Below are 20,417 nucleotides of genomic sequence, written 5' to 3' on the forward strand. Positions count from 1 at the left end.
GGCTCAGCCCAGCATCCGGGCCGCGGTGGCGGCCTGTCGCGCGGCGATGCGTTCCCGCCACGCCGCCGGGGCGATCGGTTCGTGGTACGGCAGTTGCTTGGGCAGGTCGTCGACGGCGACCACCTCCGCCCGCGGGCCGTCGGACCGGGTCAGCGCGCGCGACAGCCGCTGCCAGCGCAGCTGCACGTAACCGCGGTCGTGGCCGGTGCGCTCGATCCAGTTCGCCACACCGGGATCGCGTTCGCTGATCACATACCGCACCATGCCGTCCGGGTCGACCCGTGCCTGCGGGACGGTGAGGCTGGTCTGGTGGTTGATGTAGTCGAGCGAGACGTACCACATCGTGCCGAGCTGAAGCCCCTGGTAGGGCGCGTCGGAGACCGGCACGGTGACCACCATGGCCTGGTCGTCGGCGAGTTCGTAGTGGCCCACCGACGAGTACTGGGTGGCCAGCCCGCCGGGCGTGAGTCGGGGCGGTGTGAGGGTGTTGACCGGCAGGTTCAGGTAGAAGCGCTCGGCGAACGCCAGGAACGTACGGATGCGGCCGACCAGCATTTTGCCGGCCACGGCGTACCGCTTGGAAATGGCCTCCTGGGTGAGGGGCGCGGGTGCCGCACCGAGACGGTCGGCCCGATGGATGCGCAGCATCCCGGGTTTCTCGGTGGCCCAGTCGCTGAACACCTCGCGCACCACGAGCATCGCCGAGCCGGGCGCGAGCGAGAACGCGTTGCGGCCGGACAGGCCCGGCCCGAACCGGATCTCGAAACAGCCGTCCGGGTCGATGTCGATCTCCCGGTCGTCGAACGCGGCGAGGCTGCCCGGCACGTTGACCGGGGAGTAGGAGCCGTCGAGGATCTGGAAGCTCAGGTCGGTGGTGCTGCCGCGGCGGCCGGTCACCACGTATTCGGCGTCGTCACGCAGCCAGGCGTGGAAATACAGCGTGTCCGGATTATCCAACCCCATTTTGGTGTACGGGCCGGTAGAGCGCACGAAGTAGGGGAAATCCCGGTCGTACGCCCAGGCCATCTGGATCGATGCCCGGATGCCGCCGGCCAGGTAGTCGTAGCCCTCGATCAGGTCCAGTTCGCCGCGGATGTGGGGGGCCTCGGCGACGACGCGCTCGGCTTGCGCGATGGCGTCGGCGAACGGCTGAGTAAGCACACCTCATGCTAGAACGTGTTCTAACTCTTGACCATATGTAGAACGCGTTCCACTCTGGGTCCATGCGGGCCTATCGGATGACCGGCTGGGGATCCCCACCGGAGCACGTCGAGGTGCCGGAGCCGACGCCCGGCCCGGGGCAGGTGCTGATCCGGGTGGCCGGCTGCGGCCTGTGCCGCTCCGACCTGACCATGCGGCAGATGCCGCGGAAGGCCGGCGAGCGCCTCGGCTGGCGGATGCCGTTCACGCTCGGCCACGAGGTCGCGGGCCGGCTGGCCGACGGCACGCCGGTCGCGCTGACCACCGCCGAGTCGTGCGGCACGTGCTGGTTCTGCCTGCGCGGCCTGGACAACAGCTGCCCGCACGGGCTGGCCGGCCGCGGCTACGGGCGCGACGGCGGCCTCGCCGAGTTCGTGGTCGCCGACCGGCGCAGCGTGCTACCGCTGGGGGACCTCGACCCGCGGCACGCCGGCCCGCTGACCGACGCGGGCGCGACGGCCTACCACGCGGTGCGGCGGGCGTTGCCCCGCATCGTTCCCGGCGGCACGGTGGCGGTGATCGGTGCGGGCGGGCTGGGCGCGTTCGCCGTGCAGTTCCTCCGGGTGCTGACGGCCGCCCGGGTGCTGGCCGTCGACGTCGATCCGGCCCGGCTGGCCTACGCGGAGTCGATCGGCGCCCATGCGGCAACATCCACTCTGGACGATCGAGAGCTGGACGCCGTACTCGACTTCGTCGGCACGAACGAGACCATCGCCGCCGGTATCGCCGCGGTCCGGTCCGGCGGGGCGTACGGCCTGATCGGCTCGGCCGGCGGCCACCTGGACCGGCCATGGTTCGGCGTCCTGCCCCGGGACGGCGAGGTGTTCACCTTCCAGGGCTCGACCATCGCCGACGCGCAGGAGGTCATCGCCCTGGCCGCGGCCGGTCTGATCCGCAACCAGGTCGAGGAGTTCCCGTTCGACAAGGCCGCCGAGGCGTACGAGCGGCTGGCCGCCGGCACGCTCACCGGCCGCGCCGTCGTACTCCTCTAAACGGTCTTGCCCAGCCGGGTCAGGGTCTCGTCGGCCTCGGCGACCAGGTCGGCCAGGACGTCGGCGACCGGGCGCACCGCGTTCATCCGGCCGACGATCTGGCCGACCGGCATCGGCACGACGGTCGGGTCGCCGGACTCCATGAGCCGGGTGTGCGCCTCGGCCACCAGCAGGTTCTGCAACGGCATCGGCAGCGGGCGCGGCGCCTGTTCCTCGTTCCAGGCGTCGGTCCAGCGGTTGCGCAACAGCCGGGCCGGCTTGCCGGAGTAGATCCGGCTGCGGACCGTGTCGCTCGATCCGGCCCGCAGCAGGGCCTCGCGCAGCGCGTCCGACGTCTGGTACTCGGTGGTGCCCAGCCACACCGAGCCCATCCACACGCCGCGCGCGCCCAGCGCCAGGGCCGCCGCGATCTGCCGGCCGCTGCCGATCCCACCCGCGGCGAGCACCGGCACGTCCTCCCCCACCGCGTCGACCACCTCGGGGACGAGGACCATGCTGGCGATCTCTCCGGTGTGCCCGCCGGCCTCGTAGCCCTGCGCCACCACCAGATCGACGCCGCCGGCCACGTGGCTGCGGGCGTGGTCGGCCCGGCCGGCCAGCGCCGCCACCAGCAGGCCGTGCTCGTGGGCCTGGGCGATGACGTCGGCCGGGGGCGGCCCGAGCGCGTTCGCGATCAGCCGCGGCCGATGGGTGAGCGCCACCTCGACGTGCGCGCGGGCCACGGAGTGCAGCCAGCCCAGCACGCCGGCCCGGCGCGACTCCTCGACGCCGAGCGGGGGCACGCCGAGGCGCAGCAGGGTGCGCTCGACGAAGTCGCGATGCCCGGGCGGGATCAGCTTGTCGAGGTCAGCGGCCACGCCCTCGGTCGGCTCGTGGCTGGGCATGACGACGTCCACCCCGTACGGGCGGCCGCCGGTGTTCTCGTCCAGCCAGGTGAGCGCCGCGTCGAGTTCGCCCGGGTCGTTGTAGCGCACGCAGCCCAGCACGCCCAGGCCGCCGGCCCGGCTGATCGCCGCGACCACCTGCTCGGACGGGCTGAAGCCGACGATCGGGTGCTCGATGCCGAGCCGCTCGCACAGCTCAGTCCGCATGGCTGACCTCCTCGGCCGGATGTTCGGTGGCGTGCCGGTGGGCCCAGCGGTAATCGGCCTTGCCGCTGATCGTGCGGGCGATCTCGTCGACCAGCCAGACCGCCCGGGGCACCTTGTAACCGGCGATCCGTTCCCGCAGGTGTTCCTCGACCGCGGCGAGGTCGAGCTTCGCGCCGGGGCGGCCCTGGACCAGCGCCGCCACCCGCTGCCCGAGCCGCTCGTCGGGCAGCCCGATCACCAGCGCGTCGAAGACGTCAGGGTGGGTCTTCAGCGCACCCTCGACCTCCTCCGGGAAGACCTTCTCGCCGCCGGTGTTCACGCAGGTGCTGCCCCGGCCGAGCAGGGTGATGGTGCCGTCGTCCTCGAGCCGGGCCAGGTCACCGGGCAGTGCGTAGCGCACCCCGTCCAGCTCGGTCAGCAGCGCCGCGGTCTTGACCGGGTCGTTGTAGTAGCCGAGCGGCAGATAACCGCTCTTGGCCAGCCGGCCCACCCCACCGGGTGGCACCGGGCGGCCGTCGTCGCCGAGCACCACGGTGGTGGGGCCGGGCATCACCCGCGGGTCCTCGACCGCGCCGCCGGGCACGTCGGCGACCACGCCCAGCCCGGTGAAGCCGGTCTCGGAGGCGCCGATCGCGTCGGTGACCAGGATGTCCGGCAGCAGCTCCAGGTATTGCCGCTTCACCACCGGGGAGAACAGCGCACCACTCGACGAGACGGCGACGATCGAGGAGCCGTCGTGGCCACCGGCCGCGTACTCCTCGATGATCGGCCGGGCCATGGCGTCGCCGATCAGCACCACCACGTTGACCCGGCGCCGCTCGATGGTGCGCCAGACCTCACCCGGGTCGAAGTGCGGCAACATGACGACGACGTCGCCGGCGAACAGTGCCATGAGCGCGGCCCACTGGGCGTTGCCGTGGATCAGCGGAGCCAGGCAGAGCCGGACCATCCCGTCCCCGGCGGCGCCCCGGACGGACTGCTGCCACTCGTCCTCGAGGGGCACGCCGGTCATGAAGTCGACGCCACCGCCGAGCGCCCGCCACACGTCCTCGTGGCGCCAGATCACGCCCTTCGGGTAGCCGGTGGTGCCGCCCGTGTAGAGCAGGTAGAGGTCGTCGGCGGAACGGGGGCCGAAGTCCCGGCGGGGATCGCCGGCGGCCAGGGCGTCCGCATAGGACCCGCCGCCCGACTCGTCCGGCAGAACGACGGTGGGCAGGCCGGGCGCGACCGCGGCGACCCGATCCGTGAAACGGCAGTCGTGGATCAGCGCGACCAGCGAGGCGTCCGCGAACAGGAACTGCAACTCGTTCTCGACATACCGGAAGTTGACGTTGACGACTGCGGCGCGCAGCTTGTAAACGGCGATCATGGCGACCACCGCCTCGATCGAGTTGCCGGCGTACAGCCCGACGTGGTCACCCGGGCCGACCCCGCGATCATGCAGGAAATGGGCCAGACGGTTGGCGCGCTCCTCCAGCCCGGCGTAACTGATCTCCTGCTCGCCGAAGTAAACGGCGGGGCGGTCGGCGAAGGCGTCGGCCGCGTGCTCGAACAGGTCCGCGATATTTGCCGCCATCACCAGAAAGTAGAACCTGTTATTGTTCGTGACAAGCCCCAGAATCACCGCAGGAGGCACCGTGGAGGCGCACGCCCTCGTCGAGCAACGTGGACCGATCCTGATCGTGACGATGAACCGGCCGCAGGTCCGCAACGCGCTCTCCACCGAGATGATGGCCATCATGCGCGACGCGTGGGACCGGGTGGACGCCGATCCGGAGATCCGGGTGGCCGTGCTGACCGGCGCCGGCAACGCTTTCTGCGCCGGGGCCGACCTGCGGGCGATGACCGAGTCCCACCCCGGCGACAACTTCAACGGCGCGGACCTGTCCCGGATCGACGCGCTGCTGAAGGGCCGGCGACTGACCAAGCCGCTGGTGGCCGCGGTGGAGGGCCCGGCGGTAGCCGGCGGCACCGAGATCCTGCAGGCGACGGACGTGCGGGTGGCCGGCGAGAGCGCCCGGTTCGCGGTCTCCGAGGCGCGCTGGGGCCTGTTCCCACTGGGCGGGTCGGCCGTGCGGTTGGTGCGCCAGATCCCGTACACCATCGCGGTGGAAATGCTGCTGACCGGCCGTCAGCTGACCGCCGCCGAGGCCCACGCCGCGGGCCTGATCGGCCATGTGGTGCCCGACGGCCAAGCCCTGACCAAGGCCCTGGAGCTGGCGAGCGCGATAGCCGCGAACGGCCCGGTCGCCGTGCAGGCCATCCTCCGCACCATCCGGGAGACCGAGGCCCTGCCGGAGAACGACGCGTTCGCCGTCGAGTCGAAAATCGGCATGGCGGTCTTCCGCAGCGAGGACGCCAAGGAGGGCCCACGAGCCTTCATCGAGAAGCGGCCCCCGCAATTCCAGGGGCGATAGGGATCCCGCCATTTTCCCAGAACGGACAGGACGGGACCCCAGCCCCAGCTTCCTCCCGCCTTCAAATCTTTTCCGTACGCGCTGCCAACAGTCCCGTGGCAGTCGGTCCCGGCAGGGTGCACCTCACCCTCCGCGCGCCCGCTACGGGCGGGCCTGGCCCGCCCCTGGCTGCGCCCGATCTTGTGGACTTGACGTGCGGACAGAGCGGCAACTCCACAAGAACTGCCCTGCCGGGCGCCCGGCAGGGGATCGACCGCGTCACCGCGGGCCGGATACCCCCCGAACCCCTCCGGGCAGAGCGGTTCGGTTCTCGCGACCCTGACCTCAAAAGGTGCCTAGATCGCCCGCTGGCGGTCGGCCCAGTACGGGTCGCGCAACCGTCGCTTGTAGAGCTTGCCGTTCGGGTCTCGGGGCAGCTCGTCGGTGTAGTCGATGCTGCGCGGCAGCTTGAACTTCGCCAGCCGGGCGGTGAGGAAGGCGAGCAGCTCGGCGCTGAGTTCGGGGCCCGCGGTCACGCCCGGCGCGGGTTCCACCACGGCCTTGATCTCCTCGCCCCACTCCTCGTGCGGGATGCCGAAGACCGCGACGTCCGCGACGGCCGGGTGGGCGGCCAGCTCGCCCTCGATCTCGGCCGGATAGACGTTCACCCCGCCGGTGATGACCACGTCGCTCTTGCGGTCGCAGAGGAAGAGATAGCCGTCCTCGTCGAGGTAGCCGATGTCGCCGACGGTGAACATGTGGTCGCGCCAGGACTGCCGGGTCTTCTCCTCGTCGCCCAGGTATTCGAAGGTCGCGTCGCCCATCTGCAGATACACCGTGCCGGGCCGGCCCGCGGGTGCGTCGCTGCCGTCCGGTTCGAGCACCCGCACCCGCGAGCCGGGCCAGGCCTGCCCGACCGAGCCGGGCCGGGCCAGCCAGTCGGCCGCCGTGATCAGCGTGCCGCCGCCCTCGGAAGCCGCGTAGTACTCCACCACCACCGGGCCCCACCAGGCGAGCATCCGGCGCTTGACCTCGTTGGGACACGGGGCCGCGCCGTGGATCATCACGCGCATCGAGGCCAGGTCGTAGGCGGTGCGGACCTTCTCCGGCAGTGCGAGCAGACGCCGGAACTGGGTGGGCACCATGTGGCTGTGGGTGACCCGATGGCGCTCGATGAGCCGCAGCATCTCGTGCGGATCCCAGCGGTCCATCACCACCACCGGGTGTCCTAGTTGGAGGGAGATGACCGCGAAGTTCATCACCGCCGTGTGGTAGAGCGGCGAGCAGCACAGATGCACGTGCTCGTCGAACGGCGAAAGGCCGAAAAGACCGAAGAACCAGAGCGACACCGACGGTACGGCGTACGGGTCGGCGCCGGTGAGCGGCCGCCGGACCCCCTTGGGCCGCCCCGAGGTGCCGGACGTGTAGACCATCAGCGCGCCGCTCGTCCTCTCCCCGAGCGGGCCGTCGAGATCGGTGAGCGGGCGGAAGCCGGGCACCTCCCCCACCGCGAACAGCGCGGGCACCCCGGCCTCGGCCGCGGCGGCCACGGCGGTCTCCGCGAAGCGCTCGTGGGCGACGAACGCCTTGGCACCGCTGTCACGCAGGATGTAGGCGATCTCGGCGGCGGTCAGATGCCAGTTCAGCGGCACCGAGTACAGCCCGGTCTGCAGCGTCGCGAACTCGACGGCGAGCAGGTCGGCCCCGTTCGGCAGCAGCATCGCCACCGTGTCGCCGGGCACCAGGCCCAGCGCCTGGAAGCCGCCGCCGATCCGGTCGGCCTCGGCGGCCAGCTCGCCGTATGTCACCGTGCGGCCGTCCGGGTCGACGACGGCGATCCCGCCCGGAGTCCGACTCGCGATGTTCCACAGCCCGATGCCGCTCATGGCCGCCACTCTATAACGCGTTCTACCGGACGAACAGCCATCACGTGCGGCCCTTGATTCGTTCAATTAGAACGTGTTTCACTGGCGAACGTGGCTGCGCCTCCGCTCTCCGCCCCGCTGGACATCGCCTTCGACTACACCCGCTCGCTCGGCCCGGTGCTGGGCCGGTTCATGACCGGCCTGCGCGACGGCCGGGTGCTCGGCAGCCGCACCGCCGACGGCCGCGTCCACGTGCCCCCGCTCGAGTACGACCCGGTGACCCACGCCCCGGTGACCGAGCTGGTCGACGTGCGGCCCACCGGCACCGTGACGAGCTGGACGTGGACCGATCGGCCGCTCGCCGGGCAGCCCCTCGACCGGCCCTTCGGCTTCGCGCTGATCCGGCTCGACGGCGCCGACACCGCCCTGCTGCACGCCGTCGACGCGGGCGCCCGCGAGCGGATGCACACCGGCATGCGGGTCCGGATCCGCTGGGCCGCCGAGCGGGTGGGACACATCCGGGACATCGAGTGCTTCGAGCCTTCCGCCGAACCGGCCGGGCCGCCGGGCACTGGGAAGAGCGATCCGGTCATGATGATCACGACGCCGATCCGCCTGTCGTACACGCACACCACCTCCGCCGACGAGAGCCGCTACCTGCGCGCCCTGGCCGAGGGGCGGCTGCTCGGGCAGCGCTGCCCGGTCTGCCGCAAGGTCTACGTGCCGCCCCGGGTCTGCCCCGCCGACGGCGTGCCGACCGAGGAGGAGGTGCCGATCCGCGATCACGGCACGGTCACCACGTTCTGCGTGGTCAACGTGCCGTTCGCGGGGCAGCGGCTCGACCCGCCGTACGTCGTGGCCCAGATCCTGCTCGACGGCGCCGACATCCCGATCCCGCACTTCGTCGTCGGCGACGCCGGCGACGTGCGGATGGGCATGCGGGTGGCCGCGGTCTGGCGGGAACCGGAGAGCTGGACGACCACCCCGGAGAACATCGCGCACTTCCGCCCGACCGGCGAGCCGGACGCACCCTACGAGTCCTTCGAGGAGCACCTATGAGCGCGCCGCGGGTCGCGGTCATCGGCTTCGCCCAGGCGCCGTGCCTTCCGTCGGCCGGCACCACCAGCGGCGTCGAGACGCTCGTCCCGGTCTTCCGGGAGGCCCTCGCCGACGCCGGCCTCGACCGGCGGCAGGTGGACTTCTGGTGCTCCGGCTCGTCGGATTACCTGGCCGGGCGGGCGTTCTCGTTCGTCAACGCGGTCGACGCGATCGGGGCCTACCCGCCGATCGCCGAGTCACACGTCGAGATGGACGCCGCGTGGGCGTTCTACGAGGCGTACGTGAAGATCCTGGCCGGCGAGGCGGAGACCGCCCTGGTGTACGGCTTCGGCAAATCCTCGGCCGGCCGGCTGCGCCGGGTCCTCGCGCTGCAGCTCGACCCGTACGTCGTGGCGCCGCTCTGGCCCGACTCGGTCAGCGTCGCCGCCCTCCAGGCCCGCGCCGCGCTCGACGCCGGAATCGTCACCGAGCGGGCGATGGCCGAGGTGGCGGCGCGCAGCCGCGCCGACGCTGGGGTGTCCGAACCGGTGGACCTCGCCGCGCCCTACATCGCCGACCCCCTGCGGCGGCACGACTGCGCGCCGGTCTGCGACGGCGCCGCCGCCCTGGTCATCGCGTCCGGCGAGCGCGCCCTGGCCGGCCCACGCCGGGCTTGGATCACCGGCGTGGCGCATCGGATCGACGTGCAGGGTCTCGGCGAGCGCGACCTCACCACGGTGCCGTCGGCGACCGCGGCGGCCTCGGCGGCCGGCCTGCCGGACGACCTGGACGTGGCCGAGCTGCACGCCCCGTTCACCCATCAGGAGCTGCTGCTTCGTGCCGCGCTCGGGCTGGGCGACCGGGTCCGGATCAACCCGTCCGGCGGCGCGCTCTGCGGCAACCCGATGTTCTCGGCCGGTCTCGCCCGGATCGGCCTGGCGGCCGAGCAGGTGCGGTCCGGCCGAGCCCGCCGCGCGCTGGGGCACGCCACCAGCGGCCCGGCCCTGCAACAAAACCTGATCTGCGTGCTGGAGGCGGACGTGCGAGAGGCGGAGTCGTGAAGCGAGCGGCCGTGCTGGGCACCGGGCAGACCCACCACCGCACCCGGCGCACCGACGTGTCGATGGCCGGGCTGTGCCGGGAGGCGATCGACCGGGCGCTCGCCGACGCCGGTGTCGACTGGCCGCAGATCGACGCGGTGGTGCTGGGCAAGGCGCCCGACCTGTTCGAGGGCGTGATGATGCCCGAGCTGTTCCTGGCCGACGCGATCGGCGCGGCCGGCCGGCCGCTGCTGCGGGTGCACACGGCCGGGTCGGTGGGCGGCGCCACCGCCAACGTCGCGACCAGCCTGGTCCGCGCGGGCGTGCACCGGCGGGTCCTGGCCGTCGCGTTCGAGAAGCAGTCGGAGTCCAACGCCATGTGGGCGCTGTCGATCCAGCCGCCGTTCACCGCGCCGATCGGCGCCGGGGCGGGCGGCTACTTCGCGCCGCACATCCGGGCCTACATCCGGCGTTCACACGCCCCCGGGCACATCGGCGCGCTCGTCGCGGTCAAGGACCGAAGGAACGGCGCCCGCAATCCGTACGCGCATCTGCGCCAGCCGGACATCACCCTGGAGTCGGTGCAGGCGTCCCGGATGCTGTGGGACCCGGTCCGCTACGACGAGACCTGCCCGTCCTCCGACGGCGCCTGCGCCCTGGTGATCGGCGACCAGGCCGCGGCCGAAGCCTCGGCGAAGAGGGTCGCGTGGATCCGGGCCACCGCGATGCGCACCGAGCCGACGTTCTTCGCCGGCAAGGACCACGTGAACCCGCGGGCCGGCGCCGAGGCGGCCCGGGCGCTGTGGCACGCGGCCGGCATCACCGATCCGCTCGACGAGGTGGACGTGGCCGAGATCTACGTGCCGTTCTCCTGGTTCGAGCCGATGTGGCTGGAGAACCTGGGCTTCGCCGAGGCCGGGCACGGCTGGAAGCTGGTCGAGGCGGGCGAGACCCGGATCGGCGGGCGGCTGCCGGTCAACCCGTCCGGCGGGGTGCTGTGCTCCAACCCGATCGGCGCGTCCGGCATGCTGCGCTTCGCCGAGGCGGCCATGCAGGTGATGGGCCGGGCCGGCGAGCACCAGGTGGCCGGGGCTCGCACGGCACTCGGTCATGCGTACGGCGGAGGGTCTCAATTCTTTTCGATGTGGGTGGTCAGCGATACCGCACCGGCAAGTGTTTGATGCTGTTGAGCCAGCCGGAGCGCAACCGTTCGGCCGGCCCGGCCAGGCTGATCTCCGGCGCGAGGTCGGCGATCGCGTTGAAGATCAGGTCGATCTCCAGCCGGGCCAGGTTGGCACCGAGGCAGAAGTGCGCGCCGCTGCCGCCGAAACCGAGGTGCGGGTTGGGGCTGCGGGTGATGTCGAAGAGTTCCGGGTGGTCGAAGACGTCCTCGTCGAAGTTCGCCGAGCCGTAGAAGATGGCGACCCGGTCGCCCTTCTTGATCTGCTGGCCGCCGAGCGAGGTGTCCCGGGTCGCGGTGCGCTGGAAGACGTTGACCGGGGTGCCCCAGCGGACGATCTCGTCGACCGCGGTGCGCGGCCGGGTCGCCCGGAACGCCTCCCACTGCTCGGGGTGCTCGAGAAACGCCAGCATGCCGTGCGAGATCGCGTTGCGGGTGGTCTCGTTGCCGGCCACCGCCAGCATCAGCACGAAGAACCCGAACTCGTCGGACGACAGGTGCTCGCCGCCGATCTCCGCCTGCACCAGGGTGGACACGATGTCGTCGCGCGGGCAGGCCTGCCGTTCCTCGGCCATCTTCATGGCGTAAGCGAGCAGCTCCATCGCCGGCTCCATGGGATCGGCGGCCTCGCTGTACTCCGGGTCGTCGTAACCGATCATCGCGTTCGACCAGTCGAAGACGTTGCGCCGGTCCTCCTGCGGCACACCCAGCAGCTCGGCGATGGCCTGCAGCGGCAGCTCGCAGGCGATCTCGGTGACGAAGTCGCCGTCGCCTTCCGCTTTCCGCACGATCCGCTCGGCGCGCGCCCTCAGCGCCTCGCGCAGGCTGTTGATCGCCCGCGGGGTGAAGCCGCGGGAAACAATCGCGCGCTGCGCGGTGTGCTCCGGCGGGTCCATGTTGAGCAGCACGTATCGCTGCATCTCGATCCGATCTCGCGGCATGCCCGCCTGGAACCGGACGATCGCGGTGTTCTCCCAGCTCGAGAACGTCTCGCTGTCGCGGGACACGGCCACCACGTCGGCGTGCCGGGTCACCGCCCAGTAACCCTCGTCGTCGAAGCCGGCGCTGCCGCGCTCCTGCGGGATCCACCAGACCGGAGCGGTGCGGCGCATCTCGGCGAACTCGGCGTGCGGTATGCCGTGGACGTAGATCTCCGGGTCGGTGAAGTCAAACCCGGTGGGGATATGGGGCTCGGCCACGACGCCTCCTACTTCTCCCGCAGAAACAAGTTCTACCGATTCAAGCACGCCTTCCACGCACAGCGGTATGCCTCCTGTGCTTTGATATGAGAACACGTTCTAGGAACGGGAGGACGCCGTGGGCGTTCCGGTGATCGTCGACGCGGTCCGCACCCCGATCGGCCGGCGCGGCGGTTGGCTGGCCGGCCTGCACCCGGCCGAACTGCTCGGCACCGCGCAACGCGCGCTGCTCGACCGCGCCGGCCTCGACCCGGCGCTGGTCGAACAGGCCATCGGCGGCTGCGTCACCCAGGGCGGCGAACAATCCAACAACATCACGCGTACGGCGTGGCTGCACGCCGGCCTCCCGCACACCACCGGCTGCACGACCATCGACGCCCAGTGCGGATCGGCGCAGCACGCCACCCACCTCATCGCCGGGCTGATCGCCGCCGATGCCATCGAGGCCGGCGTCGCCTGCGGGGTGGAATCGATGAGCCGCGTCCCGCTGCGCGCCAACCTCGGCGACGCCGGCCTCCCCCGCCCCGACTCGTGGGCCATCGACCTGCCCAACCAGTACGTAGCGGCGGAACGGATCGCCGACCGGCGCGGGCTGACCCGGTCCGACCTCGACGCGTTCGGCGTCCGGTCGCAGGCCAACGCGGCCCGCGCCTGGCGGGAGGGCCGCTACGACCGCGAGATCGTGCCGGTCGTCGCGCCGGAGGACCGCACGGATCGTGCGAGCGCCCCGGTCACCCGCGATCAGGGTTTGCGCGACACCACGATGGCGGGTCTGGCCGGGCTGCGGCCGGTGCTGCCCGACGGCCGGCACACCGCGGGCACCTCCTCACAGATCTCCGACGGCGCCGCGGCGGTCCTGCTGCTGGACGCCGGCCTGGCCCGGCGGCTGGGCCTGCGCCCCCGGGCCCGCATCGTGGCCCAGTGCCTGATCGGCGCGGAACCCTACTACCACCTGGACGGCCCGATCGCGGCCACCGACCGGGTGCTGGCCCGCACCGGAATGAAGATCGACGACCTGGACGTGGTCGAGGTGAACGAGGCGTTCGCCGCCGTAGTGCTGTCCTGGCTCAGCGTCCACCAGGCCGACCCGGCCCGGGTCAACGTCAACGGCGGCGCGATCGCCCTCGGCCACCCGGTCGGCAGCACCGGCGCCCGCCTGATCACCACCGCCCTGCACGAGCTGGAACGCGCGGACGGCAGCACCGCCCTGATCACCATGTGCGCCGGCGGCGCGATGTCCACCGCGACCATCATCGAGCGGCTATGAACCCCGCCCGCCGCCACCATCACCGATCGACGGTGAATGCCGCTCGCCGCCACCACACGGCGGCCCCGGTGACCAGCACGCCGGCCGCCGCCGCGCCCACCGCACACGCGAGCAGCTGCCCGACGGTCGCCGGCCGCGCGATCGCGACCACCACCGCCAGCCCCGCGACCACTGCCCACACCCCGGCCGCCGGCCGGCGGGCGCCGGCCGCGATCCGGGCGTTCAGCAACAGGACGGTAACCGCGTACAGACCACCGACCAGCACGAAGTACGGCGCCAGCTCGCCCAGCGCGGCATACCGCCCGCCACCGACCGCGCGCACCAGCGCGTCCCCGGCCACCGCCGCGCCGCCGACCAGCACGGTGCCGGCCAGTCCGATCAGCCCGAGCCCGACCCGCAGCGCGGCCCCACCCCGCACCAGCCGAGGCAACGCCACGATCGTGACGACCTGCGGCGCCCAGATGGCGGCCCGGGTGAGCACCGCACCCACCGCATACGCCCCCGACTCACCCGCCGGCAGCAGCCACCGGGCGAGGATGAGATCGGCGTAGGAGGCCACCAGAATGGCCAGCGACGCGCTAGCCGCCGCAAACACCGCCCGCCCCCGAAGCACGCCGGCGGCAGCCTCCGCACGCCCCACCCCCACCTCGGCCGACGACTCGGGCCCCGCTGCGGTGGGCGGCGCGCCGTCCGCTTCAGCGCCCGCCCCGGGCCGCGTCCCGGCGGATTCCGCGGTTGGTGGCGGGCCGAGCAGCCGGCTCAGGGTGAGCGGCACCGACCAGGCCACCAGCGCGCCGAGGGCGAGCGTGCCGGTCAGGCTCAGGCCGGCGATCAAGCCGGCGAGCACGCCGCCGTATCGGCCGACGGCCAGCAGCACTGTGCCGAACCCCAGGCGGCCGAAGCGCTCGCTGCCCTGGAGCGCGCCCAGCGGCCGGCCGGCCAGCACGGCCGGCACCGTCATCGCGGCCAGCAGCGGCGGCACCAGCAGCGGCAGACGCAGCCCGGCCGCCAGCAGCGGCGTGGCCAGCAGTATCGCTCCCCCGCAGGCCAGGGCGGTGAGCCGGGCCGGGCGGGCCGCCGCGACCACTCCGCCACCCGCGCGGGCGACCGCCACCGCAACCGCGGTCTGCAGGCCGATGCCGGGCATCGTCGCGATCGCCACCAGTGCCAGCGCGGTGGCGAGCGCACCCAGGTCGGCCGGGGCGAGCCGGCGGGCGCCGAGCACGGGTGCCAGGTATGCCAGGAGGTTGGCCAGCACGTTGGCCGCGGTGACGGCCAGACCGGCCCGCCCGAGAGCGGTGAGGGAGCCGCGCATGCCCGGCGAAGAGTCCACGATGCCTCCACCGTCGCTGAGTGCCGACAGGGTAACCGTCCCGCAATCCGATGTGGAGCGTTCCCGGCTGCTGCTCTACGGCTGCGCCGCGGTGGTCGTGGTGGCAGTGCTGGCCCCGCTGGCCCGCGCCGGGTACGTCCTGCGCTACGACATGGTCTTCGTTCCCCGGCAGCCGCTGCGCTGGGACCTTCTCGTCCCGTCCGGCACGCTGCCCCGGGCCGTGCCGCAGGACGCCCTGGTCGGCCTGTCCGCGCTGATCCTGCCGGGCTGGCTGGCCCAGCGGGTCGCGCTGGCCGGCCTGCTCGCGGCGGCGGCGATCGGCGCCGGCCGGCTGGTTCCGGCGAGGCGCGACCTCACCCGGGTGGTCGCGGCGATCGGGTACGCCTGGACGCCGTTCCTCGCCGAGCGCCTGTTGATCGGCCAGTGGGGTCTGCTCATCTGCTACGCCGCGATGCCGTGGCTGGTCCGGGCCGCACGCGACGTCCGGCTGGGCCACCCGGGAGCGGGCCCTCGAGTCGTCCTGGCCGCCGCCTGCGCTTCGATAACTCCGACCGGCGGCCTGCTCGCGCTGGCCACGACGCTCGTCCTGGCCCGGCCGGACGGGCGGCCCGGGCTTCGGAGGCGGGGTGTGGTCGTGGCGCTTGCGGTTGCCGCGCTGAACGCGCCCTGGCTGGTGGCCGCTGCCGTTGCGACGACCCCGCTGGTGTCCGACTCACGGGCGGTGGCCGCGTTCGCCGCCCGCGCCGAGAACTGGGGCGGCCCGCTGGTCGCGCTGGCCGGGACCGGCGGTATCTGGAACGCGGACGCCGTGCCGGGCAGCCGCACCGGGCCGCTCGTTCCGCTGGTCACGCTCGGGCTGCTCGCGGTGGCGGCGTTGGGTCTCGGGCGGTTGCGCAACCGGTGGGCGGACGGTACCGCGACCCGGCTGGCCTGGCTCGCCGGCGGAAGTCTGCTGCTGGGCGCGGCCGGCATCCTGCCGGGCACGTCCGGCGCGCTGGGCACGGCCGTCGACCTGCTGCCGGGAGCCGGGTTGTTCCGGGACGGGCAGAAGTTCCTCATCCCGTACGCCCTCGGCCTGGTCCTTTGTGTTTCGCTGGGGGCCGAGCGGATCGCCGATCGGGTGCCGGCCGGCGGTCTCGTGCTGGTCGGCTTCGCGCTGCTGCCGGTGGTGACGCTGCCCGATCTGGCCTGGGGAGCCGGTGGCAAGTTGCGGCCGGTCGAATATCCGGCGGAGTGGGCGGCCGTCGCCGACGCGGTGGCCGCCGATCCGGGACCGCTGCTGTCGCTGCCGATGTCCGCCTATCGGTCCTATCCGTGGAATCCGGGGGCGGCCGTCTACGACCCGGCGAGCCGCTATCTGCCGGCGCCGGTGGTGGTCGACGACCGGCTGGCGGTGGATCTGCGGCCGGGCGTCCTGGTGATCCGGGGGGAGAGCCGGGCGGCGGCCGCGGTGCGGGACCGGCTGGCCGTGGGCGGACCGGCCGCCGACGAGACGATCCGGTGGGTTCTCGCCCAGGGAGGCGGCGGCGACCGGCCGGCCGGGCTGACCGAGGTCTACCGGGGAACGGAACTCACGCTCTATCGCAATCCCGGATATCGCGCGGCGGGCCGGGACCCGGTGGCGGGGCTGGCCGGCTATCTGCTGGCCGGCTCGGTTGTCGCCGGTGCCGGCTGGCGGCGCGCAACGACAAGGAGGAGACCACGATGACCACGTTCAAGACTCTGATCGTCGGTGCGGCGGTGGGCGCTCTGCTCGCCGTGGCCGGTGTCGCGGCCGCGATGGCCGTGCTCAACCCGACCGCCGGTGACGTGGCGACCGAGATGGCCGACCAGGCGAACGCCGGCGGCACCGGCGGGAAAGCGGCCGCCGACCCGAACGAACCGCCGAACTTCTACGGCGCTCGCTGACCGGCTTCGTCGACCAGGGCCGCCATCCGTTCTCCGGCGGCGGCCCAGGTGAAGCTTTCCGCGTACGCACCGGCGGCCGTGCCCATCTGCTGCCGTGCCTTCTCATCGGTGAGCAACCACCGGATCTTCGCGACGAAGTCGGCGGGATCGTCGGCGAGGAGCCCGGTGACGCCGTCCCGGATCGCGTCGCACACCCCACCCGCGCTGCGGAACGCGACCGCCGGTGTGCCGTGCGCGGCCGCCTCCAGGATGGTCAGTCCCCACCCTTCCTTGAGCGACGGAACCAGCACCACCCAGCCGAGGCTGAGCAGTTCGTGCTTGCGGTGCTCGCTGACGTAGCCGGCGAAGTCGGTGCGGGCCGCGATGCCGAGCCGGGTGGCGTACTCGCGCAGCCGCGGCTCCCAGTAGCCGCGGCCGGCGATCACCAGCCGCAGGCCGGGCTGTTCGGGGGCGATCGCGGCGAGGGCGTCCAGCGCGAATTCGACCCGCTTGTGCGGCATCAGACGACCGAGAACAACCAGGCTCGGGTACGCGGACCGCGGCACCGAAGCACACTTCGGGCCGGCGAGTGCGTTGTGGATCAGCGAGATCCGGGCCGGGGCCACGCCCAGTTCCGCCAGCTCGTCGCGGGTGGCCGTGGACACCGTGACGTAGCGGCACCGCCGGTAGACGCGAGGTGCCACCCGCGACTCGAGCCACCAGCCGAAACGCGCCTTCACGCCGCCGAACACCACCGGCCACTGCTCCCGGTGCACGTGATGGATCACGACGAGGGTGGGGCACCGGGCATAGAGCGGGGACAGGAACGGCACCCCGTTGCAGACGTCGACGATGAGGTCGGGGCGGCCGCGCGCGCCGGGCGCCAGCCGCCCCAGGCGACACCGGCCGGCCAGGTAGGTGAGCGCCGCCCGCAGGTAGACCGTGTGCCGCCCGCCGCGGCGCAGCACGTGGACGTCGGTGGGCAGCACCTGCTCGGCCGGCGATCCGGCGTGTTTCGCGCACAGCAGCGTGACCCGGTGGCCGCGCGCCACCAGTTCGGCCGCGATCCGCTCGGTGTAGACCTCGGAGCCGCCGCTCTCCGGGTTGCGGGTGTCCCGCCAGTTGAGGAACAGGATGTGCGGCACGGCGGCGGCGGTCAGCCTTGCGGCACGGCTTCGGGTTCCGGGGCGCGGTGCGCGGCCGGCGGCCCCGGTTTCGCGGCCCGGCGGGTGATCAGCAGTCCGGCGACGGCGGCCAGAATTCCGGCGATCAGCAGGACGATCGGCAGGGTGCGGCCGTACAGCAGCAGCTGGGAGCGGCCGTCCTTGGTCTGGCCGATGATGGCGTCGGCGGTGGCCTTGTCGTACTGGAAGCTCGCGTCGAGGATCGGGATGGGGGTTTCGCCGGCCGGCACGAGCTGGCGGTGCTGCTGCTCGCGGTAGGCCACGATGGCACCGGTCATCGGCTCCACCCAGAGCGTGCGGGCGGCCTGATAGTTCATCGTCGCGGACTTCGCCCCCGGTGCGATCATGCCGATCAGGCCGGCCATGGTCTCCGCGTCGACGTCGAGGTCCTGCTGGGGCACGGTCTGCTGGAAGACGTACGTGCTCAGGCCGGCGACGGTCTCGGTGCCGCTGTACTGCATCGGCAGCGCCTTCTCCAGCGTGCCGTCGAAGTACTGGTACGTCTTCTTCCCGGTGCCGAACGGGAAGAGGTAGAGCTGCCCGGCGTATGCGATGTTGCCCGGCTCGCAGACGCTCGTGTCCGGCTTGTCGATCTTGACGTCGTTGTGGCACTGACCCTTCCACGCGACCGCGGCGCCGGTCTTCCGGTCGAGCGCGATGCGGCCCTCGGCGCGGTTGATCGGCACGTTCTCCTCGACCCAGTCGGTCGCCTGATACACGTTCCATATCAGGGTCTTTTCGGCGAGGTCGCCGGTCAGGCCGGCGGCGGCCTTGAAATCGGGCTTGATGCCGGTCGTATTGCGCAGCGTGCCGTGCTCGATGCCGACCTGCGGGGTGCCGTTCGGCAACAGGCGCGCACTGACGAAGCTGGCATTCGGCGCGGTGACCACGACATCTGGTGGCTTCAAATCGTACGGATATTGTTTGAGCCCGGGAACTATCAGCCAGGCGAGAGCCGCCGCGGCGACGACGCACAGCAGCCCGAGACCGAAGAGCACCGCACCGGCGAACCGCCGCATGGGAGTACCTCCTCCGAGGTAGAACTTGTTACAATCTACTGCCGCGTAACCGCCGGCGAAAGCCTGGGGGAACGATGTCTTCCGAAGCAACCGCACCGCCACGACTGCCCGCCCTCGACGCGCTCCGCGCCGCGGGCGCCGCTGCCGTGGCCGGTGTCCACGTCGGATTCGCCACCGGCTGGGGCGCCGGGCAGTGGGGCGGCCTGGTCGTCCGGCTCGACGTCGGGGTCGCGGTCTTCTTCGTGCTCTCCGGGTTCCTGCTGTTCCGACCGTTCGCGTGGGCGGTCGCACACGGCGGGGTCCGGCCGCGGACCGGCGGCTACCTGTGGCGGCGCGCCCTGCGGATCCTGCCCGCGTACTGGCTGACCGTGGCGGTGTGCCTGCTGGTCGCGCCGGGCAACATCGGAGTGCCGGGGAGCGACTGGTTGCGGTACGCGACGTTCACCCAGTTCTACGATCGCGGGCACATCCGCGACGCGCTCGGGCACACCTGGAGCCTGTCCGTCGAGGCCGTCTTCTACCTGCTGTTGCCGCTGTTCGCGGTGCTCGCGCTGGGCTCGGTCTGGCGGCCACGGCGCACGATCGCGCTGCTGTGCGCGGGCGGAGCGGTCATCACCGGCGGGTGGCTGATCGCGATGACCGCCGGGCTGCTCGACATGGGTCTGCACACCATGTGGTTCCCCGGGTTCGCGGCGTGGTTCGCCGGCGGGATGGTGCTCGCCACCGTCCACGTAGGAGTGTCGACCGGCGCGCGGTCCGTGCTGACCCCGGTCGCCGGGGCACCGCTGACCTGCTGGGCCCTCGCGGCCGGGCTGTTCGTCGTCGCGTCGACGCCGCTGACCGGCCCACGCGACCTCAACGAGCCGACGCCGGGCGAGTTCGCGGCCAAGATGGTGCTGTTCCTGGCGGTGTCGGTCGCGATCGTGGTGCCGGTCGCCTTCGCCGGCCCCGGGCTGCTCCGGTCGTCGCTCTCCGGCCCGCTCGCCCGCTGGTTGGGGATGGTCTCCTACGGCCTGTTCCTGTGGCACCCGCTGGTGCTGGTCCTCGTCCACCCGAACATGACCTCGGAGACCCTGGCCGGCGCCCTGCGCACCTACGCCCTCGTCGTCGGCGGAGGGCTGATCCTGGCCACCCTGAGCTGGTACGGCCTGGAGCAGCCCCTGCAGCAGCTCGGCCGCCACCGGTTCGCTCAGCCCCGCTCCCCCGCAGGCCCACCCGAGCCGACCCCGGCAGCGACTTCCTCGCCCGAGCCGACCCCGCTCGAGGCAGGCGATGCGGAGGCGCCGGCCGGGCGTCGGGCCGACGGCAGGGTGCCGAGCCAGAGCGAGGCGAGCGCCGCCAGCCCGGCCAGCTGAGGGCCTGGCGCGGAGTGTGGAAAGGGCGCGCGCAGCGACAGGAGGCAGGCGAACGCGAAGAGGGCGACCGGGGCCCATCGCTCGACGCGCAGCACGGCTCGGCGGAACGCGCGCTGCTTCTCGGCGGGCGCGGTGCGCGCCACCGTCGGAAGCACCACCAACGCCAGGCTGCCGAGCAGGGCCACGGCCGCTGCGGCATAGCCACCGGCCACGACCAGGAAGAGCCCACCCAGCAGGACAAGCGGGATGCCACGCCGGCGTGGTGAACGACGTGCTGAGACGGTGCCCGCCCCGCCGGGCGGGGCGGTCCTCCGCCGGCCGAACGGCAGGGCGGCCAGCAGGACGGCGGCAGCCAGGAGTGCGCCGCCGAT

The 20,417-nt window shown here is 72.6% G+C and carries 17 protein-coding genes; 9 read left to right on the forward strand and 8 right to left on the reverse strand.

All coding sequences use genetic code 11. The features are described 5' to 3' along the window. Positions 1-3 precede the first annotated feature (3 nt). The gene (locus Ato02nite_RS19345) at positions 4-1,161 is read right to left on the reverse strand and encodes a hypothetical protein (RefSeq protein ID WP_213007969.1); all 1,158 of its coding nucleotides are present in this window, start codon (positions 1,159-1,161) and stop codon (positions 4-6) included. Positions 1,162-1,223: 62 nt separating this feature from the next. Here Ato02nite_RS19345 and Ato02nite_RS19350 point away from each other — a divergent pair, with 62 nt between their 5' ends. Continuing rightward, positions 1,224-2,192, forward strand: coding sequence for an alcohol dehydrogenase catalytic domain-containing protein (locus Ato02nite_RS19350; protein ID WP_246607204.1), 969 nt, complete (start codon positions 1,224-1,226; stop codon positions 2,190-2,192). On the opposite strand, the gene Ato02nite_RS19355 is transcribed toward Ato02nite_RS19350, so the two are convergent. Both Ato02nite_RS19355 and Ato02nite_RS19360 read right to left on the reverse strand, forming a co-directional pair. Beyond that, positions 2,189-3,283 (reverse strand): NAD(P)H-dependent flavin oxidoreductase, encoded by a 1,095-nt coding sequence (locus tag Ato02nite_RS19355; protein ID WP_213007970.1) that lies wholly within the window; start codon positions 3,281-3,283, stop codon positions 2,189-2,191. The genes Ato02nite_RS19350 and Ato02nite_RS19355 overlap by 4 nt on opposite strands. Further along, positions 3,273-4,859 carry an acyl-CoA synthetase gene (locus tag Ato02nite_RS19360; protein WP_213007971.1) on the reverse strand — a complete coding sequence of 529 codons (1,587 nt, stop codon included), beginning with the start codon at positions 4,857-4,859 and terminating at the stop codon, positions 3,273-3,275. Before Ato02nite_RS19360 ends, Ato02nite_RS19355 begins: the two co-directional genes overlap by 11 nt. Positions 4,860-4,920: 61 nt before the next feature. Here Ato02nite_RS19360 and Ato02nite_RS19365 point away from each other — a divergent pair, with 61 nt between their 5' ends. After that, positions 4,921-5,700 (forward strand): crotonase/enoyl-CoA hydratase family protein, encoded by a 780-nt coding sequence (locus Ato02nite_RS19365; RefSeq protein ID WP_213007972.1) that lies wholly within the window; start codon positions 4,921-4,923, stop codon positions 5,698-5,700. Between the two features lie 335 nt (positions 5,701-6,035). Here Ato02nite_RS19365 and Ato02nite_RS19370 read toward each other — a convergent pair whose 3' ends face one another. After that, positions 6,036-7,565, reverse strand: coding sequence for an acyl-CoA synthetase (locus Ato02nite_RS19370; RefSeq protein ID WP_213007973.1), 1,530 nt, complete (start codon positions 7,563-7,565; stop codon positions 6,036-6,038). 81 nt (positions 7,566-7,646) lie between these two features. Here Ato02nite_RS19370 and Ato02nite_RS19375 point away from each other — a divergent pair, with 81 nt between their 5' ends. The 3 genes from Ato02nite_RS19375 to Ato02nite_RS19385 are packed head-to-tail and all read left to right on the forward strand — an operon-like array spanning position 7,647 to position 10,803. Then, a complete protein-coding gene (locus tag Ato02nite_RS19375) occupies positions 7,647-8,603 on the forward strand; it encodes a Zn-ribbon domain-containing OB-fold protein (protein WP_213008044.1) in 957 nt (318 codons plus the stop codon). After that, positions 8,600-9,643 (forward strand): thiolase family protein, encoded by a 1,044-nt coding sequence (locus tag Ato02nite_RS19380; RefSeq protein ID WP_213007974.1) that lies wholly within the window; start codon positions 8,600-8,602, stop codon positions 9,641-9,643. Before Ato02nite_RS19375 ends, Ato02nite_RS19380 begins: the two co-directional genes overlap by 4 nt. After that, positions 9,640-10,803, forward strand: a complete 1,164-nt coding sequence (locus tag Ato02nite_RS19385; RefSeq protein ID WP_213007975.1) for a thiolase family protein — start codon at positions 9,640-9,642, stop codon at positions 10,801-10,803. The genes Ato02nite_RS19380 and Ato02nite_RS19385 overlap by 4 nt, the downstream gene beginning before the upstream one ends. On the opposite strand, the gene Ato02nite_RS19390 is transcribed toward Ato02nite_RS19385, so the two are convergent. Then, on the reverse strand, positions 10,775-12,001 hold the full coding sequence (locus Ato02nite_RS19390) for a cytochrome P450 (protein ID WP_213007976.1): 1,227 nt from the start codon (positions 11,999-12,001) through the stop codon (positions 10,775-10,777). The genes Ato02nite_RS19385 and Ato02nite_RS19390 overlap by 29 nt on opposite strands. 118 nt (positions 12,002-12,119) lie before the next feature. Here Ato02nite_RS19390 and Ato02nite_RS19395 point away from each other — a divergent pair, with 118 nt between their 5' ends. After that, positions 12,120-13,268, forward strand: a complete 1,149-nt coding sequence (locus tag Ato02nite_RS19395) for a steroid 3-ketoacyl-CoA thiolase (protein ID WP_213007977.1) — start codon at positions 12,120-12,122, stop codon at positions 13,266-13,268. A gap of 19 nt (positions 13,269-13,287) precedes the next feature. Here Ato02nite_RS19395 and Ato02nite_RS19400 read toward each other — a convergent pair whose 3' ends face one another. Beyond that, positions 13,288-14,601, reverse strand: a complete 1,314-nt coding sequence (locus tag Ato02nite_RS19400) for a polysaccharide biosynthesis protein (protein WP_213007978.1) — start codon at positions 14,599-14,601, stop codon at positions 13,288-13,290. A 1-nt stretch (position 14,602) separates the two neighbouring features. Between Ato02nite_RS19400 and Ato02nite_RS19405 the strand changes: the two genes are divergently transcribed. Then, a complete protein-coding gene (locus Ato02nite_RS19405) occupies positions 14,603-16,309 on the forward strand; it encodes an MmpA family trehalose lipid delivery protein (RefSeq protein ID WP_438873056.1) in 1,707 nt (568 codons plus the stop codon). Then, positions 16,306-16,509, forward strand: a complete 204-nt coding sequence (locus Ato02nite_RS19410) for a hypothetical protein (protein WP_213007980.1) — start codon at positions 16,306-16,308, stop codon at positions 16,507-16,509. Before Ato02nite_RS19405 ends, Ato02nite_RS19410 begins: the two co-directional genes overlap by 4 nt. Here Ato02nite_RS19410 and Ato02nite_RS19415 read toward each other — a convergent pair. Both Ato02nite_RS19415 and pgfA read right to left on the reverse strand, forming a co-directional pair. Continuing rightward, the gene (locus Ato02nite_RS19415) at positions 16,494-17,648 is read right to left on the reverse strand and encodes a glycosyltransferase family 4 protein (RefSeq protein ID WP_438873057.1); all 1,155 of its coding nucleotides are present in this window, start codon (positions 17,646-17,648) and stop codon (positions 16,494-16,496) included. The two genes, Ato02nite_RS19410 and Ato02nite_RS19415, sit on opposite strands and share 16 nt — an antisense overlap. Next, positions 17,645-18,691 carry a cell envelope lipid trafficking protein PgfA gene (pgfA, locus tag Ato02nite_RS19420; RefSeq protein ID WP_213007981.1) on the reverse strand — a complete coding sequence of 349 codons (1,047 nt, stop codon included), beginning with the start codon at positions 18,689-18,691 and terminating at the stop codon, positions 17,645-17,647. The genes Ato02nite_RS19415 and pgfA overlap by 4 nt, the downstream gene beginning before the upstream one ends. A gap of 74 nt (positions 18,692-18,765) precedes the next feature. Here pgfA and Ato02nite_RS19425 point away from each other — a divergent pair, with 74 nt between their 5' ends. Beyond that, a complete protein-coding gene (locus tag Ato02nite_RS19425) occupies positions 18,766-20,046 on the forward strand; it encodes an acyltransferase family protein (RefSeq protein WP_213007982.1) in 1,281 nt (426 codons plus the stop codon). The last annotated feature ends 371 nt before the right edge of the window (positions 20,047-20,417 follow it).

Origin of the sequence: Paractinoplanes toevensis (assembly GCF_018332695.1) — a bacterium.
Taxonomy (GTDB): domain Bacteria; phylum Actinomycetota; class Actinomycetes; order Mycobacteriales; family Micromonosporaceae; genus Actinoplanes; species Actinoplanes toevensis.

Coding starts and splice junctions, on each gene's coding strand:
- Ato02nite_RS19350 (WP_246607204.1), top strand. CDS start 1,224: ATGCGGGCCTATCGGATGACCGGCTGGGGATCCCCACCGGAGCACGTC.
- Ato02nite_RS19355 (WP_213007970.1), bottom strand. CDS start 3,283: ATGCGGACTGAGCTGTGCGAGCGGCTCGGCATCGAGCACCCGATCGTC.
- Ato02nite_RS19360 (WP_213007971.1), bottom strand. CDS start 4,859: ATGGCGGCAAATATCGCGGACCTGTTCGAGCACGCGGCCGACGCCTTC.
- Ato02nite_RS19370 (WP_213007973.1), bottom strand. CDS start 7,565: ATGAGCGGCATCGGGCTGTGGAACATCGCGAGTCGGACTCCGGGCGGG.
- Ato02nite_RS19380 (WP_213007974.1), top strand. CDS start 8,600: ATGAGCGCGCCGCGGGTCGCGGTCATCGGCTTCGCCCAGGCGCCGTGC.
- Ato02nite_RS19405 (WP_438873056.1), top strand. CDS start 14,603: ATGCCTCCACCGTCGCTGAGTGCCGACAGGGTAACCGTCCCGCAATCC.
- Ato02nite_RS19410 (WP_213007980.1), top strand. CDS start 16,306: ATGACCACGTTCAAGACTCTGATCGTCGGTGCGGCGGTGGGCGCTCTG.
- pgfA (WP_213007981.1), bottom strand. CDS start 18,691: ATGCGGCGGTTCGCCGGTGCGGTGCTCTTCGGTCTCGGGCTGCTGTGC.
- Ato02nite_RS19425 (WP_213007982.1), top strand. CDS start 18,766: ATGTCTTCCGAAGCAACCGCACCGCCACGACTGCCCGCCCTCGACGCG.